The organism is Methylobacterium oryzisoli (assembly GCF_046557895.1).
Lineage (GTDB): Bacteria > Pseudomonadota > Alphaproteobacteria > Rhizobiales > Beijerinckiaceae > Methylobacterium > Methylobacterium oryzisoli.
This window is the reverse complement of sequence record NZ_JBKIBX010000003.1, coordinates 264,936-281,689: the sequence shown is the minus strand read 5'-3', so window position 1 is coordinate 281,689 and position 16,754 is coordinate 264,936. Positions and strand designations below refer to the sequence as shown.

The 16,754-nt window shown below is 72.6% G+C and carries 11 protein-coding genes; 9 read left to right on the top strand and 2 right to left on the bottom strand.

The window, feature by feature from the left end; translation table 11 throughout:
* Positions 1–93: NAD-binding protein (locus tag ACKUB9_RS05540; RefSeq protein ID WP_407520095.1), on the bottom strand; the 93-nt coding region annotated here is incomplete at its 3' end.
* Positions 94–778: 685 nt separating this feature from the next.
* Between ACKUB9_RS05540 and ACKUB9_RS05535 the strand changes: the two genes are divergently transcribed.
* The 8 genes from ACKUB9_RS05535 (at position 779) to ACKUB9_RS05500 (ending at position 12,477) form a co-directional block, all read left to right on the top strand.
* Positions 779–1,888: a hypothetical protein gene (locus ACKUB9_RS05535; RefSeq protein ID WP_407520080.1), complete on the top strand. Its 1,110-nt coding sequence runs from the start codon at positions 779–781 to the stop codon at positions 1,886–1,888.
* Between the two features lie 618 nt (positions 1,889–2,506).
* Positions 2,507–3,241 (top strand): Crp/Fnr family transcriptional regulator, encoded by a 735-nt coding sequence (locus tag ACKUB9_RS05530; protein ID WP_407520079.1) that lies wholly within the window; start codon positions 2,507–2,509, stop codon positions 3,239–3,241.
* Positions 3,242–3,822: 581 nt separating this feature from the next.
* Entirely contained in the window at positions 3,823–4,665 is an 843-nt protein-coding gene (locus ACKUB9_RS05525) for a LuxR C-terminal-related transcriptional regulator (protein WP_432760188.1), read from the top strand.
* On the top strand, positions 4,662–4,805 hold the full coding sequence (locus ACKUB9_RS05520) for a hypothetical protein (protein WP_410825771.1): 144 nt from the start codon (positions 4,662–4,664) through the stop codon (positions 4,803–4,805). The genes ACKUB9_RS05525 and ACKUB9_RS05520 overlap by 4 nt, the downstream gene beginning before the upstream one ends.
* 640 nt (positions 4,806–5,445) lie before the next feature.
* The gene (locus ACKUB9_RS05515; RefSeq protein ID WP_407520077.1) at positions 5,446–7,725 is read left to right on the top strand and encodes a GumC family protein; all 2,280 of its coding nucleotides are present in this window, start codon (positions 5,446–5,448) and stop codon (positions 7,723–7,725) included.
* Between the two features lie 55 nt (positions 7,726–7,780).
* Positions 7,781–8,800, top strand: coding sequence for an NAD-dependent epimerase/dehydratase family protein (locus ACKUB9_RS05510; protein WP_407520076.1), 1,020 nt, complete (start codon positions 7,781–7,783; stop codon positions 8,798–8,800).
* Positions 8,801–8,885: 85 nt separating this feature from the next.
* Entirely contained in the window at positions 8,886–11,126 is a 2,241-nt protein-coding gene (locus ACKUB9_RS05505; protein ID WP_407520075.1) for an NAD-dependent epimerase/dehydratase family protein, read from the top strand.
* Positions 11,116–12,477 carry an MATE family efflux transporter gene (locus ACKUB9_RS05500; protein ID WP_407520074.1) on the top strand — a complete coding sequence of 454 codons (1,362 nt, stop codon included), beginning with the start codon at positions 11,116–11,118 and terminating at the stop codon, positions 12,475–12,477. The genes ACKUB9_RS05505 and ACKUB9_RS05500 overlap by 11 nt, the downstream gene beginning before the upstream one ends.
* 1,121 nt (positions 12,478–13,598) lie before the next feature.
* Here the strand turns inward: ACKUB9_RS05500 and ACKUB9_RS05495 are convergent.
* On the bottom strand, positions 13,599–14,750 hold the full coding sequence (locus tag ACKUB9_RS05495; RefSeq protein ID WP_407520073.1) for an acyltransferase family protein: 1,152 nt from the start codon (positions 14,748–14,750) through the stop codon (positions 13,599–13,601).
* A 348-nt stretch (positions 14,751–15,098) separates the two neighbouring features.
* Here ACKUB9_RS05495 and ACKUB9_RS05490 point away from each other — a divergent pair, with 348 nt between their 5' ends.
* Positions 15,099–16,526, top strand: coding sequence for an O-antigen ligase family protein (locus ACKUB9_RS05490; RefSeq protein WP_407520072.1), 1,428 nt, complete (start codon positions 15,099–15,101; stop codon positions 16,524–16,526).
* Positions 16,527–16,754: the final 228 nt, after the last annotated feature.

The following is a 16,754-nucleotide window of genomic DNA, read 5'->3' as shown; positions in this document are numbered from 1 at the left end:
GGTGTCGACGCACACGACGTCGTGTCCGAAATCCGCGAAACAGGCTCCCGACACCAGGCCGACGTAGCCGGATCCAACCATGACGACGCGCATCCTGCACTCCGCTTCCTGATCCGCGGCGGAACGCCGCCTCCTGCCGGCCGCCGCCGCACGGCGCCGGGACCGGTCTGCTCGGTCGTGCGCCCGCGGAGTCGCGGGCACGCCGGATCGGCCCCGCTCCCGGCAGCCACCAGGAAGGCGGTCGCTCGCGGATTCGATCTCGGCAATGGAGCGTAGAATACGGATCGCTCGGGCGTAGTTCGATTCAGGATTAGAGGCGCCGAAATTTCGCCTTGCCCTCTTCAGAGCCCGTGCCGCGGGTTGTCTTGAGATCATCGGATGCTCTCGCGGCCGTCTTTTCTGGCCGTCTACCCCGAAAGATCGAGTCCGGGTTGGGCCCGGCTCTGGCAAGGTCGTGTCGAGCCGCGGACGCGATGGGCTGCCCGGCAGCGGAGATGGTGATGACCGGTACCCGGACAGGGATTGGGTCTTCTCCCAGGGCGGCGAAGCCGGATTCGGCAATGTCCCCTGCCCTCCCGCGCGACGGCACGCTCCCGTGCGTCGTCCCGCGCGGCGCACAAGCCCGCGCGGCTTCCCTCAGCGAGAGGCGAGCGCCGGCCCCACCCGCGGCGCCCGCCCGGAGCCCGACGCGGCCGCCCGTTTCCCGGGTTGCATGACCGGACCGCGCCGAAGCGGTCGGCGGGAGCCGACGCGGCGCACCAGAAGGGCAGATGACACCATGCTCCATCGACCGCTCACGCCCGCCTTCAAACCCGCCTCGCCCGCCGGCCTCACCTCCGGAGCGCGTCAGGCGCCGTCCGCGGGACGGGGCGCGCGGCCCGGCGGGGCCGTTCCGCTCCCGGAAGCCGCCGGACAGGCGTCGACCTGGGCCGAAGCCTTCCTGCGCGAGCATCCGGATCTCTTCGAGGCCGGGCGCGAGCCTCGCCGCCAGCACGCTGGCCCGCGGATCACGCGCGGCCTCGCGGGCCTGCTGGTGGCGGTGGCCCTCCTGGCCGGTGTCCTGGCCGGGTATCTGGCCTCCGCCCTGAACCCCGCCCTTCGGCCGCAGGCGCTGGTCGGGACGGGTCAGGAAGCGGCGGCGCAGCGCCTCGCCACCGCCAGCGCGCAGGCCGCCGCCCTCGCCGCCGATCTCGACCGCGCCAGGGCCGCGGAGGCCGCCGCGCAGGCGCAGGCCGCCCAGGCGCGGCAGGAGGCCGAGCAGCGCGCGGCGGCCCTCAGCCGGGTGCAGGAGCAGCGCCTCGGGGCCGACGCCCGGGCGGATGACCGCACCCGCGCCGCCGAGGCCGCCGAGACGGCCCTGGCCGCCGCCCAGGCCGAGGCCGGGGACCTGCGCCGGTCGCTCGGCGAAGCCGCCGCGCGGCTCGCCGTCGCCGACGAGAGCGTGGCCCAGGCGCGCGCCGGCCGGGCCGCCGCCGAGGCGGCCCTGGCCGAGGCGGTGCTGGCCGAGGAACTCAGGCGGCCCGTCGCACTCGCGCGCCCCGATCCGGCGCCGCTTCCCGCCGCAGCCGAAGGCGTGGCCGATGCCGCGCCGGCCGAGGCGCCACCGGTGCCGGCGCTGCCCCGCTTCGTGACCCTGCACGAGACCCAGAGCCTGCCCCGCGCGGGCCTGTCGCTGCGGGCCGGTGAGTCGTTCCCTGCGCCCGACGCCCCCGGCGCGCCGGTTCCGCTGCCACCCGGCGCCCGTCCGGCCGCGCTGCAGGCCGGCCCGGATGCGGCGGCCAGGGCCCGCGCCACCACGCCCTCCGCCCGCGCGAGGAAACTCGCCCCCGTCAAGCCGCCGCCGAGGCCGGCCGACTTCCTGGGGCAGACGGCAGGACCGGTCCGGTGACGTCACGCTCCATCCGGACGAGCGGGCTCCGCGCCGAACGGGATGCCGGTTCGGCGCGAAGTGCGGCAGGACAAGGACTGAGACGAGGACTTGGACGAGGACTTGGCGTCATGTCCGGGGGCGGCGCGGTCGCAGGCGGTGCCAGGGGGCCACGGCCGGCCCCTGTCGGCCGCCTCTGCGCCGGGCGGGCAGGCGAATTCCGGTTGACGTGGGCCGCCCTAGAACATTGTACCGCTTTATCATCCCTAGACAGTTGGTGTATAACGGTAAGCTCGTCCGGGAGTAACATTTGATGTTGTCGTGTCCGGCGGGCGGCGCCGAGTCTGAGGATATGTTGGTGAGTGGGAAGACGCTGCGGCGTTCAACGCCGCCTCGGCTGAGAGGCAACGGAGATTCGGCGTCGCGTGAGCGGAGCTGCCTCCGGATCCGCCCCGCTCCGGTCGCCGGGCCGGCAAGGCGAGCAAGCGCCGCCGTTTCCCGCCCCGCTCCGCCCGTCGATCACCCGCTCCTCTGCCGCCGCGCGATCCTGCCTCCGCACCCGGTGCGGCGGCGGTCGTCCCGCCTGCCCCGCGGCGGGCGCCGATCCGCGCCGTAGGCACCAAGCCGAGGAATCGCCACATGCACAATTCTCGACAAGCGCAGCGGGACGGTCAGGTGGCGATCGCCGACGAGATGCGGTCGACCTCCGCGCCGACGCCGCCGCGCTCCGTCAATGTCCCGGCGCGGGCGGACATCTTCGACGAGTGCGGTTCGGAGAGCGTCGTCATCCTGCTCGAAGGTCTGGCCTGCGTGTACCGGATCCTGCCGGACGGGTCGCGGCGGATCGTCGCCCTGATCCTGCCGGGCGAGTCGTTCTGCGGGCAGGTCCCCGACAGCCGCCGGCAGGGCTACTCGGTCGGCACCCTCACGGCCTGCCGCGTCATGCGGGTCTTCCCGCGGCCGGGCTCGCCCCTCGCCGAGTGGAACCCCAAGGTCGCCGAGGCGCTCCAGCGCGACGTCTTCCTGCGCATGAACACCATGCAGGAATGGCTGTGCAACGTCGGGCGCGGCTCCGACCGGCAATTGGCGCATCTCTTCTGCGAGCTGTTCGTGCGTCTGCAGGCCATCGGCTTCGCGGATGAGACCGGCTTCGAACTCGACATCACCCAGACGGACCTGGCGGACATGATCGGCATCTCGCCGGTCCATACCAACCGGGTGCTCAAGGTCCTCGCCCGCAAGAAGCTGGTCGAGTGGCGCAGCCGGCGCGTCGAGATCCCGGATGTCGGCCGCCTCAAGGCCTTCGCGGCCTTCGCACCCCACTACCTCAACGGCGCCACGCCGGCCCTCTCGCCCAGGCCCGTCGAGGCCTGAACCGGCAGGCCGCCGCGCCGTCCGGGGCTCCGATTCCGTCCTAGCCCCTCGCTCCGCGCCTCCGGCGCGTCGAGACCTGCCTGCCGCCGGACGTTCGATCCATGGGCGTGCCGCAGGGATTCCCAGCCGCGATCGACCGTGCCGCAAGGCCCCGAGCCGTCCGTGGGCGCCGATGCCCGCGGCCCTCCGCCGGGATACAGCGTGTGCGGTAATCGGTAAATAAATACCACCTAGGCGTGTCTTTTCATCCCTTGGCAATATTGATGTATGATGGTATGGTTTTCACGCAACAACTGTTCTGATCTGCTTCATACGTAGGAAGATTGTTGCGATTTATACATATTTTATTCTATGTCGGCTCCAAGTAAAAGCTCGTGCGTTGTGGAGGATTAATATCGTAAATATAAAATGATCGGACTGCGCCCGTTCCGTATGGGCGGAGCAGTTTTCTCTCCCTCAAATTATCCGAGTTTTGACATTGATCAATGCATTGACTGTCAAGAAGCTTACAAAGGGGGGAGTATCTGTACGCACCCGTACCCAGTCCCGCCTCGCAGCGCTCCAGAGCATAGAGTCCTGTCATGATCCATGGACATCAGAGCAGCGTCGATCCGCGTGTTCAGGCGAGGGACGCTCGGTTGGAGACCGTGATCGTCGGTGGAACCGAGTTGTTCCGAGAAGGACTGCGGCGCCTGCTTGCGCCGAAGGGATTCGAGGTCGTGTTCGCCGAGGCGCAGCTCGCCGAAGCGTCACGGCACGGCGGGCCGCTCGCGCCTCCCGCCATTGTGATCCTGTCATCCGAACCCAGGGTTGAACTCACGGTGGATGAGGTGCGTGCGGTGCGGGAGCGTTTTCCGCACAGCGCCCTGATCTGCCTCTGCTCCGAATTTGCCGAGGAGCAGGTCGTGCCGCTGCTGGAATGCGGCGTCTCGGCAATCCTGACGCGCACGACCGGCGTCGACACCCTGGTGCAGGCCGTGGAACTGGCGCTGATGGGCCACCGGGTGGTGCCCTGCCTGCCGCCCTCCCCGGCCGAGACGGCGCTGCCGGAGGCCGGTGATCCGGAGGAGGCCGGGCCGGACGCGTCCCCGCCATCCTCCTTTCGGCCTTCGCCGCGCGAGACCAGGATCATCGCGTGCCTCGTGCGGGGGGAATCGAATCGCGACATCGCCCGCCAGCTCGCCATCCCGGTTGGGCGCGTGAAGGGGCATGTCAAGGCGATCCTGCGCAAGATGCGGGTCCAGAACCGGACCCAGGCGGCCGTGTGGGGCATGAAGAACCGGCTCGGCGGCGAGGGCGTCCTCTCGGCCGGGGACGAGGCGGATGGGGACGAGGGCGAGCCGGGCCTCGGCGTCCTCCCGGACGCCGTCGCCACCCTGGACGCGCCGCAGCGTCTCCACGNCAGGCGGCCGTGTGGGGCATGAAGAACCGGCTCGGCGGCGAGGGCGTCCTCTCGGCCGGGGACGAGGCGGATGGGGACGAGGGCGAGCCGGGCCTCGGCGTCCTCCCGGACGCCGTCGCCACCCTGGACGCGCCGCAGCGTCTCCACGCCGGGCTCGGCTGATCCGCCTCCCCGGTCCCGACACCGATCGAACCGAACGCCGCGCGGCAGTCCTTCGCGACCGCCGCGCGGCGCGGCGTTTCAGGGGGGCGTGACGGCGCCCGGATCGCCGCCGCTGCGCGGCCGGAGCCTCGGCCGACGACGGGGCCTCTCCTCGGCCGAGCCCCGGGCCGAGCCCCGGGCCGAGCCCCGGGCCGAGCCCCGTCGCGGAGCCCAAGCCGCCGGCAGCCGGGCGGCCCGGCCCCGCCCGCCGGCTCTCCTGCGGCGGAGAGCCGGCCAAGTCCCTGGCCAAGTCCCTGGCCAAGTCCCTGGCCAAGTCTCCAGCCAAGTCCCCGCCTCCTCCCAAAGAGCGTTTGCGGCCAAGCCGCCGATGCCCTGCGTCTGCGTACGGACCATCGCTCTCCCGCGCGCCGCGGCTCGCCGGCCACGGTTCTTTTTCGCGACGCAGCAATGCGGAGGAGCAACCACAGGTTCGCTGCGGCACCAATGGGGTAGTCCCGGATAGGACGTTCCACGACGGGCCTCCGCACGGTCCAATCCGTCTGCCGGACGACCTTTCCCGGGCTGTCCACCACACGTCCGATGCCGACGGCGGCGCGCAGATGCGCGGCCCGCATCGGTCCAAGGCGAACGCGAGGGCGGGATGAACTGCGTTCCGGAGCAGGAGAACACGGAGGCTGGCCTCCATCTGCGGCAGCACTACGAGGCTCAGAACCTCGGGCTGATGATGGGGATCTGGCGACAGCGCCGGATGATCGCCGGCTTGGCGATCGCCGGGCTGGTCGTCGCCCTGATCGTCTGCGCGATGCTGCCGAACCGCTACACCTCCGAGGCGATGATCCAGGTCGATCTCGGCCGGCCCGCCACGGTGCAGACGGGTCAGGTGGCGCAGGCGGCCGCGACCGCCCTCGACGCGGCCGCGATCGTCGAGAGCGAGGCGCGGGTGATCCGGTCCCGGGCGGTCGCCCGCCGGGTGGTGAACGACCTGCGCCTGCAGGACGATCCGGCCTTCGCCCACAAGCCCGGCCTCCTGTCGGAGCTCCGCAACGCCATCCTGGCGCTGCGCGACGACGACGAGCCGACGGCGGACGCGGCCTCGATCGAGGTCGAGCGCATCGCCGCCGCCATCTCCCAGAACCTCTCGGTCACCAACGATTCCCGCGCCTACCTCATCACGGTGGCCTACACGGCGTCCGATCCGGCCCGCGCGGCGCGGCTCGCCAACGCCTTCGTGGAGGCCTACCAGCGCAACCGCCTGGAGATGGGCGTCGCCGAGGCCGAGCGGGCGAGCGCGTGGCTGGAGAGCCGGATCGGCGCGACGCGCCAGGAGCTGGATCAGGCCGAGGCCGCGATCGAGCGCTACCGCCAGGAAGCGAACTTCGTCGAGAGCGGCTCCGCCGCCAACCTGCCCCAGCAGGAGCTGCGCGACGCCCAGGTGCAGCTCGGGGCCGCCGCCCAGACCCGGCAGGCCGCCGAGGCGCGCCTGACCCGGGCCAAGGAGGTGCTCGCGGCGGGCGGGGTGCCCTCCGCCCAGGATCTCACCGGCGCCCCGGTCATCCAGCGCATGCTGGAGAACGTCGAGACGGCCAAGCGCGAGGTCGCCAGCCTGATGCTCACCGGGCCGCGCCATCCCCGCCTGCTCCAGGCCCAGGTCGCCGTCCAGGACGCCGAGCAGCGCCTGCGCCAGGAACTCGACCGCGCGACCGGCAACCTCGAGAGCGAGGTGCGGACGGCGACGGCCGAGGAGGCCGCGCTCACCACCCGCGTCGAGACCCTGAAGGGCGCGGTGATCGGCGCGATGGGCCAGGAGGCGAAGCTGCGCAGCCTCCAGGCCAACGCGTCGGCGATCCGCGACCGGCTCAAGCTCCTCAGCGATGGCCACGCCCAGGCCCTCGCGCTCGCCGGCATGAAGTCCTCGTCGGCCCAGGTGGTCATGCGCGCCCAGCCGGTGCCCGCGCCCTCCGGGCCGAAGCGTCCCCTGATCGTCGGGCTGTCGACCGCCGGCGCGGCGGGGTTCGGGATCGCCCTCGCCATCCTGATGGCCCGGCGCGACACGGGCTTCCGCTCCAGCGGTGAGATCGCTGAGGAGACCGGCGTGCGCTGCCTCAGCATGATCCCGCTGATCACCACCGGCTCCGACCCCGCCGCGGTGCGGATGTTCGACGAGGCGGTGCGGATGGTCGGGGCCACCCTCGGCTGGCCGCACGCCCAGGTCTCCCCGCAGGTGCTGCTCGTCACCTCCTGCGTGCCGCACGAGGGCAAGTCGCTCCTCTGCATGGCGCTGGCCAAGCTCCTGGCGGGGCGCGGCAAGCGCACGCTGGTGATCGACGCCACCGGCGCGCAGGCCAGCCGGCCGGGCAAGGACGTGCGCAGCCTGGAGGCGGCCGTCGCGGGGGATCAGGCGGAGGTCCTCGACGACCTCGCGGGCCGCCCCGTCGCGATCCTGCGCGCCGGCACCGGACCCGAATGGGCCGACCACCTCCTCGGCGAGCGCTTCGAGTCCTTCCTGGCGCTCGCCCGCGACCGCTTCGACGTGGTGCTGATCGAGGCGCCGCCCGCGATGCTGGTCCTCGACGTGCTGCCGCTGGCGCGCCTCTCCGACGCGGCGGTGCTCGCGGTGCGCTGGGGCCGCACGCCCCGCCGCACCGTGGCCGCCACGCTGCAGCGCCTGCGCGACCTCTCGATCCGGGTGCGCGGGATCGTGCTGACCCAGGTCGACCTCGACCAGCACCGGCACGAGCGCTTCGCCGACCAGTGCTCGCACTTCGCGAGCTACCGGCCCTTCTACGAAGCCGGCTCCGCCCGTCCCCGGCTCGGCTCCGCACAGGAGCCCGCCCCGGCCCGGCCCGCGGCCCTTCGGGGACCCGAGGAGCGGACGCGCGGGCCCGAGTCGCCCGAGATCCGGCCGCAGGCCTCCGCCTGACCCGAGCAATCCGGCGCGGCCCCCGGCCGCGCCAGCCAACACAGGAGACGCTGCGATGAGGATCATGGTGATCGGCGGGAACGGGTTCGTCGGGCGGCCGCTGTCGCGCCTGCTCGCCGAGCGGCACGAGGTCTGCGTCCTCGACGCGCTGCGCTACGGCGGCCTGCGCTTCACCGGCGACGACCTCTCCCGGCTGCGCGTGATCGCGGGCGACATCACCGATCCGGCGGAGGTCGAGGCGGCCTTCGCGGCCTTCCGGCCCGAGGCGATCATCCATCTCGCGGCGATCCACTACATCCCGGAATGCGAGAACGACCCGGGGCTCGCCACGCAGGTCAACGTCGCCGGCACCGTCAACCTGCTGGCGGCCTGCCCGCCCGGCTGCCGCTTCGTCTTCGCCAGCAGCGGTGCCGTCTACCGCCCCGACACCCGCCCGCACGACGAGGAGGAATCGGCGCTGGGGCCGAGCGACGTCTACGGCTTCACCAAGCTGCACGGCGAACACTACGTACGCCACATGGCCCGCCTGCGCGGCCTCTCGGCGGTGGTGGTGCGCCTGTTCAACGTGATCGGGCCCGGCGAGACCAGCCCGCACCTCCTGCCCGAGATCGTCGCCCAGCTGAAGGCCGGCCACACCCGCATCAGCCTCGGCAACCTCACGCCGCGGCGCGACTACGTCCACGTGGACGATGCCGCGCGGGGCTTCATGGCGGCCGCGCTCGCGGGCGAGGTGCCGGCGGGGACCTGCGCCACCGTCAACCTGGGCACCTCGCACGCCTACTCGGTCGAGGAGATCCTCCAGCGGCTGCGCCGCATCGCGCGCCGGGATTTTTCGGTCGAGGCGGATCCGAGCCGCATCCGCGCCGTGGACCGGCCCGTCCTCGCGGCCGAGATCGGGCGCATGCGCGCGCTGTTCGGCTGGCAGCCCGAGGTCGCCATCGACGAGGCGCTGGCGGACCTGTGGGCGCATCCCGACCTCTCGGCGCATCTCACGCGCAAGTACCAGCTCGCCCCGGTGCCCGTTGCCCCGCCGCCCCGCGCCGTCGCGCCGGCCGGCCTCGCCGCGGTCTCCTGAGGCGCGCCGCAGCCGTCCGCCGCCCCGGCGCCCCCCGCGAGGGGCGCCGGGCTCCGGGACGATCCACTGCCAGAAGGTCCAGGTCATGCAGCAGCGTTCCGCCTCCGACAGGCCCCGTCTCGCCGTCATCGGTTGCGGTGCGGTGGCCGAGCGCCACCTGCTCCCCGCGCTCAGGCGACAGGGCTGGGTGCCGGAGGTATTCGTCGACCGCTCCGCCGCCCGGGCCGCCCTGCTGGCGGGCCGTTCCGGGCGGCGGCGCTCGGCCACCGTCACGGCGGCCGACTGGACCGAGGTCGCCGACCGCTTCGACGCGGCGGTGGTGGCCACGCCCCACGCCACGCACGGTCCGATCGGGCTCGCCCTGCTGCAGGCGGGCAAGCACGTGTTCATGGAAAAGCCGCTCGCCACGTCGAGCGCCGAGGCGCTGGCGATGGAGGCCCTGGCCCGGGAGCAGAAGCGCATCCTGACCGTGGGCCTGGTGCGGCGCTCCCTGCACGTCGCCCGCTGGACCAAGGCCCTGATCGAATCCGGCACCCTGGGGGCGATCCGGCGGGTCGAGGCCCGCGAGGGCTCGGTGTTCAACGGGGCGACGAGTTCGGACGCGCTCCTGCGCCGCGACCTCTCGGGCGGCGGCGTGCTGATGGATGCCGGCGCCCAGACCCTCGACCTCCTCGGCCACTGGCTCGGCGACCTCACGCCCGTGACCTACCTCGACGACGGGGACGGTGGCGTTGAGGCCGACTGCCTGCTCGACTTCGCGCTGCCCGGCGGCGGGCGCGGCCGGCTGGAGCTGAGCCGCACCCGCGACCTCAGCAACACCGCCCGGATCGAGGGCACGCGCGGCTTCGTCGAGGTGGCGCTCGCCCGCAACGAGGTGCTGGCCGGCTCCGAGGCCGCGCTCGCCTTCACGCACCAGGGCCTGTCGCCCGCCACCATGACGCCGCAGCTCATCCCCGAGCTGTTCGACGCCGAGATGCGCGACTTCCTGCGCAGCGTCACGGGGCCGGAGCGGCCCTCGCTGCCGGCGAGCGCCGGGCTCGCCTCGATCCGGGTGATCGAATCCTGCTACGCGATCCGCCAGCCGCTCGAACGGCCCTGGGACGCCGCGCCGGCTCTGCCCGCCGGTACGATCGGGCCGGGCACGCGGGTGGCGGTGACGGGCGCCAGCGGCTTCGTCGGCGGGCGCCTCGTCGAGCGGCTGGTGCGGGCGGGCGCCGAGGTCACCTGCCTGATCCGCGAGATCGGCAGCGCCGCGCGCCTCGCGCGCCTGCCGGTGCGCCTCGTGAAGACCGACCTCGCGGAGGCCGGGCAGGTCGACGCCGCGGTCAAGGGCGCCGACGTGGTCTTCCACTGCGCCTACGATCCGCGCTCGCGCAGGCAGAACCTCGACGGCACGCGCAACGTCGTGCGGGCCTGCGAGGCGCACGGCGTGCGCCGCCTCGTCTACGTCAGCACCTTCTCGGTCTACGAGCCCTTCCCGGACGGCGTGCTCACCGAGGAGACCCGCGACGGGGACCCGTCCTGGGTCTACGTTCGCGACAAGCTCGCCATGGAGGCCGAGGTGCTCGCGGCCGCGCGCGAGCGCCGCGTCCCGGCCACGATCGTGCAGCCCACCATCGTGTACGGCCCGTTCTGCAAGCCCTGGACGAACGCCCCCGCCGAGATGCTGATCACCGGCGAGGTGGTGCTGCCCGAGCAGGGCGAGGGCGTGTGCAGCGCGGTCTACATCGACGACCTCGTCGACGGGATGCTGCTCGCCGCCGCCCGCCCCGAGGCGGTGGGCGAGCGCTTCATCCTCTCGGGGCCCGACCACGTCACCTGGGCGACCTTCTACGGCGAGTTCGCCCGGGCGCTCGGCGTGCGCGCGCCGACCTTCTGGCCCCTCGCCCATGTCGAGCGCGCCAATCACGGCCTGATGCGCGACATCAAGCTCGTGGCGCGCAACCCCAAGCGCGTCATGCAGATCATCGTGCGCTGGCGGCCCGTCCGGCAGGCGCTGCAGGCGGGGCTCGATGCGATGCCCAAGTCCCTGCGCGCGCTGGTGGATCGCTCCTATTTCGGCACCGGCGGGCGCACCTTCGGTGAGGTCTTCGTCCCCGATCGGCAGAAGACGGCCCTCTACCTCACCCGGGGCGTGGCCGATATCGGCAAGGCGCAACACCTGCTCGGCTACGCGCCCCGCCACGGCTTCGCCGCCGGCATGCAGGCGACGCGGCCCTACCTCGAATGGGCCTTCGCGGACCTGCGCCGGGCCGCCCAGCGCGCCGCCGGGACGTCCGCGTCGCCGCCCGCCCCGATCGCCCCCGGGATCGCCGATGCACGCTGAACCGGTTCCCGGGGACAAGGTCCTCGCGCCGCAACCCCAGCCCGCCGCGATCCGGCGGGCCGCCGCGGCGATCCGGCGGTTCACCGCCGCAGCGGGGGCGCAGGCGACGCGGCTCGGCTGGCCGCTCGTCGACCAGGCGATCGTGAGCATCGGCACGTTCGGGCTCACGGTCGCGCTCGCCCGGACGCTCGCGCCGGAGGAGTACGGGACCTTCGCGCTGCTGCTCGGCGGGCTGATGGTCCTGCACATGGTGACGGCGTCGCTGGTGTTCTATCCGCTCTCGATCCGCCACGCCCCCGCGGCGGAGACGGAGGGCGCGGCGCTGCTGCACGCGAGCCTCGCGCTGCTGGCCGCCGTCGCCCTGCCGGCGATGGCCGCCATGGCGGTCGGCCTCGTCCTGGCGGGACGGGCCGACCTCATCCTGCCGGCCTGGGCCTATTTCGCCCTCTGGCAGGCGCAGGAGGTGTTTCGGCGCGCCCTGTTCGCGCGGCTGCGCTTCGCGGCGGCGATCCCGGGCGACAGCGTGAGCTACCTGGGGCAGGTCGCGGTGGTGCTCGCGCTGGCGCAGGCCGGCCGGCTCTCGCTCGCGACCGCGCTTCTGGCGATGGCGGCGACCTCGGGCCTCGCGGCCCTGCATCAGGCGGTGGCGGCCGGCTTCCTCAGGCGCGGCCGAGATCCGAAAAACCCCGGGCACTCCCTCGCGGCGGTGGCCCGGGATTTCTGGGACCTCGGCCGCTGGTCGCTGGCCAACAACGTTCTGGCGATCATGCGGGTGCAGCTGCTGCTGTGGGGTCTCGCCTCCTTCGCGGGCGCGGCGACGGCGGCCTACCTGCAGGCCGGGCTCAACCTCGTGAACCTGATGAACCCGCTGGTGATCGGGCTGTGCAACATCATCCCGCAGACGGCGGCGCTGGCCCATGCGGGCGGCAAGGCGGCGGCGTGGCGGGCGGCCCGGCCCTTCGCGCTGGCGGGCGCCCCGGTGGCGGTGCTCTTCTTCCTCGTCCTCGTGCTGGTGCCGGAGCTGCTGCTGACGCTCGTCTACGGCGCCGATTCGCCCTACCGGGACCTGACCCTGCCGGTGCGCCTGCTCGCGCTGTGGGCGCTCACCAACTACACCACCGACATGATCTGCTCGTACTTCCACGGCGTCGAGGCCGCCCGGCTGGCGCTCGTCGTCAACGCCATGGGCGCGGCCGCGACCCTGGCGGCGGCGGTGCCGCTGGTGGCGGGCTTCGGCCTCGTGGGCGCCTGCCTCGCCCTGTGTCTGGCGGGAATCGCGCGCTTCGCCCTGGCGCAGGGGCTGCTCGGCCGGCTGATCGCGGAGGATGGGGGCGAGAGCCGGCGGGCATGAAGGGTGCGCCCAGCCGCCTCCCGGCCCGTTCGCCGGAGGCCACCGGCGGTCGAATTCGACAGGCAGTTTGAGCATCTTCCCGGACGGAGCGGTCGCCGGTTCGACGCGGAAAATGCGACAGTATCATTGATTCAGAGCAGGCTCTGATTGCAGTGCCACAGGACACGACAGCGTGATGGCAGGGCGGGCGCACGGGCTAAGTCGGGGGTCGCCTCAAGCTACAAGCTCAGTCCAACGGGCTCGCGCGTCCCCCCTTTCCCGGACGACTGAAGCGAAAGCGGAAGGAGATCCGGGAACCAGCAGGAGATGTGCCGCGCAGCGGCTCTGATTTCGCACCGTTGCAGACAGGCGGACGCTTCGCGAAGTCTTCTGCTGGCTCCCGGATCTCCTTCCGCTTCGCTCCACTCGTGCAGGCCCGGAAAGGGGGATTGGAGCGGACCTTTTCGCCATGCGGCATGGCCGTGTGCAGCTGTCGTGGACCGTGTTGCAGTGCGATCGGATCCTGCTCGAGAAGCAGGGGCTTGGCGGCCGGTCCGGGCGCCCCCGACGCCGCTGGCCCCGGCGAATCCGCCGGCACCTCCGCGATCCCCTCGCAAAAAACTCGGTGAAGCCTCTCCTCCCGACGCCGATGCCGCGCGTGGCGGGTCTCGCTGGATGGCACGCTCGCGCTCGGGCCTGAGGACGCGCCCTCCGCGTCGACGGGACGCCTCGGCGGCCGTGATCGATCCCTCATCGGCGTGCCGCCGCGGCGTCGATCGCGTCCGCCTGCGCGAAGCCGATCGGCCGCATTCGAGATGGCGGCCGCGATCCGACCATGCGGGCTGCGGGGGCGAGGGACGCGATGGGCTTCGACTGACCGGGAGGCAAGTGCCGGGGCGCGTCGCGCCTGGGCGGCACCGGTCTTCTCCCTGACCCTGGTTGATCGCTCGGCGATATAGGCTCTGACCGTCCTGAGCGGGCCCAATGCGGATGTCGGCCCCGCACGGGCCTGCGGAGCGCCGCCCCGCGGGTGGGCCAATGCGCCAGCCGAAAGCCGACGGTCCGGACCGCGGATCAGCGGATCTCGCCGCGGAAGGCCGCCGCCCTCTGGGCGCGCCCGCCAGCCGGGCGAGGCGCCCGCGTCACGGCCCCACCCGCCCGTCGAGGACGCTTCCGGGCTGCGGGGCCGGGATGGCGGCGGCGACCCGCTCGGGGACGGGGATCTCGCCCGCCGCCCAGCGCGCCGGGACCGGCAGGACCGCCGGCCGCCGGGCCCGGGACAGCCCGCGCAGGAATCGGTCGATCGGCATCTCCAGCAGCCGGTACGCGACGAGGCCGACCGCCATGGCGAGGAGGATGCCGGTGAGCCGCACGGGGAGCGCCAGCCCGTGCGGCACGCCGGCGGCGGCCACGATCTTGCCGATCCCTGAGAGCACGAACCAATGCGTCAGGTAGAGGCTGAACGAGGCGTCGCCGAGCCGCCAGGCCATCCGGTTCACCGCGCCGTCCGCCGACAGCGGGCCGCGGGCCTGGAGCACGACCGCGCACACCAGGGTGACGACGCTGACCCGCAGGAGCAGGCGGCTGCTCCACTCCTGCCCCACCGCGAACGCCAGGAGGACCGCCCCCACGCAGAAGGCGGCGATCGCGGCGCGCTCGCGCCCGCCCGCCTGCTCGCCGCAGCACAGGAGCCAGCCGAAGCCGAAGGCCAGCATGTAGGGGCTCGCCAGGTGGAAGGTCCAGACCGAGACGTCCGGGTGCGGCCCGAGCCAGCAGCCGAGGCAGCCGAGCGCCACCACGACCGCGCCGAGCGCCAGCTTGCGCAGGTGCGTCAGGGCGCCGAGCAGGAGCGCGCCCGCGACGACGAGATAGAACACCATCTCGTGTTCCAGGGTCCAAGTCGGCCCCAGGATCGGATAGGACCATTGCGGCAGGGTGAGCGCGGAGCGGAGCAGGTATTCCGGCGTGATCGGATAGGGCGCGACGAGGTAGCGGCTGGCCGAGAGGTGGATGACGGCCGCGAGCGAGGTGAAGATCACGCAGAGCGGGATGATCCGGCGGATCCGGCCGAGCATGAAGCTCACGCCGCCCTGCGCCCGCGGCGCGACCAGGCAGATGATGAAGCCCGAGACGACGAAGAACAGCTCGACGCCGATGCCGCCGATGCGGCCGTACCAACCCTGGATCACGGAGCTGTCGGCGAGGTGCTTCGTCGTGAGATCCGAATGAACGATCACGACCTCCAGCGCGGCCACGGCCCGCAGCCACTGGATCTCCCCACGACGCTCGGACATGCGGTCGCTCTCCGGGGCCTGCGCCCAGTCAGGTGTCAGTCGGGTGGCTGATCGCGTCGCCGAGTTGAGCGACAGAATTCCACCAGTATAACCAGTATGTGGGGCCCATTGGCAGCGCTTTCAGCTGATGCGGGCCTTCTCCCCGGCACTAGCCCGAAAGGGCCGGTAGGCCATCGCCGCGGCTCTTCCTATCGTGTGGAACGGGGCCGCGGCGCGACGCGGCCGGCCCCCCTGGCTCGATCATCGGGAGACGTCATGTCCGAGGGAGCATCCCGCGTCGAGGCGGCCGAACGGCCGCGCGCGGCGCCACGCGCCGCCCCCGCGCTCCTGCCCTCGGGGTTCTGAGCCGTGCGCCCGCTCCCCGCCTTCGGACCGGCCTCCCCGAGCGGCGTCGCGCTCGCCGCACCCCGCCGCGCGCCGGTGCGGCTCCTCTCGCACGAGGCCTATTTCCGGCTGCTGTGCTTCGCCCTCGCCGGCTACGCGCTCGCCGGCAAGGGCTTCGCCTATGTGGGCGTCCCGCCCCTGTTCATCGGCGAGATCGTGCTGGTCCTCGGCGTGCTGGTGTTTCTCCGCGCCCGCTGCTGGCTGGCGCTGAGCGGCAACCTGCCCGCCGTGATCCTGTCGATGCTGATCGCCTGGGTCCTCTGCCGCACCGTGGTGTTCGTGCCCGCCTACGGCGTCGAATCCCTGCGCGACAGCGTGGTGGTCGTCTACGGCATCTTCGCGCTCGTCGTGGCGAGCCTCCTGATCGAGAAGCCGGAGCGTATCGGCTGGATCATCGCCGTCTACGCGCCCTTCGCGTGGATCTACGGCATCGTCGCGCCGGTGATCCTGCATTTCGGCACCCTCTTTCCCGGCCTTCCGACCTGGCCGGGCGTGGGCATCCCGACGATCTACGTCCGCCTCGGGGAGGCGGCGATCCATCTCACCGGCGTGTTCGTCTTCGTGGTGCTCGGCTTCCGGCGCGTCAGCTACGTCTGGTGCGGCTTCTTCCTGCTGAGCGTCACCTGCATCATCCCGAGCCGCGGCGCGATGCTGTCCTTCCTGGTGCCCGCCGTGCTGGCGCTGCTCGTCAGCGGCCGGATCCGGCAGGTCATCCTGCCGCTGATGGCGGGTCTCGCGATCTTCGCCGCCGCCTACGGGGCCGGGATCGAACACGAGCTCGAAGGCGGCCGCGTCGTCGGCCCGCAGCAGATCGTGCGGAACTTCGAGAGCCTCGTCGGCCAGAGCGAGGCCTCGAACCTCGACGGCACCAAGCAGTGGCGGCTGCGCTGGTGGGACACCATCCAGAACTACACGATCCGGGGTCCGTATTTCTGGTCCGGCAAGGGATTCGGGGTGAACCTCGCGATGGATGACGGGGTGACGGGCGGCCAGGAGGCGAACGGCCCGCCCCTGCGCTCGCCCCACAACGTCCACTACACGATCCTGGCCCGGTCCGGCGTGCCGGGGCTCGTGCTCTGGCTCGCCGCCGAGAGCGCGTGGTTCCTGATGCTGGCGCGCGCCTTCCTGATCGCGCGCAAGCGCGGCGACACCCGATGGGCCAACATCCTGCTCTGGATCGCCTGCTACGGCCTGTCCATCGTCATCGACGCCACCTTCGACGTGGCGATCGAGGGACCGATGGTGGGGATCTGGCACTGGTGCATCTTCGGCCTGGGGATCGGCGCGGCGATGATCTACCGCGCCCCGCCCCGCGCGGCGCCCCTCTCCCGCGACCCCCTCCGCGACCCCTTCCGCCTTGCCCGGAGCGGCGCCGCCATCCGCCCGCGCTGAGGGAACGGCGCCCCCTTCGGGGGGCGTTGCCGCGCGAGCGGCCGCCCCCACCTCCCTGCCGGTGATCTCCGATTCCCCTCGGCCCGCACGGCTGTCCGGGGACAATCGATGGCGCGGGGAACCCCTCTCCCGAGCGGGGCTTGCGGATTCACACGTCGGGTCGGGCACGTTCTCCTCTCCCCGCGTGCGGCACGGCTGTCCGGGGAAAAATCCTCGACCAGGATGGCG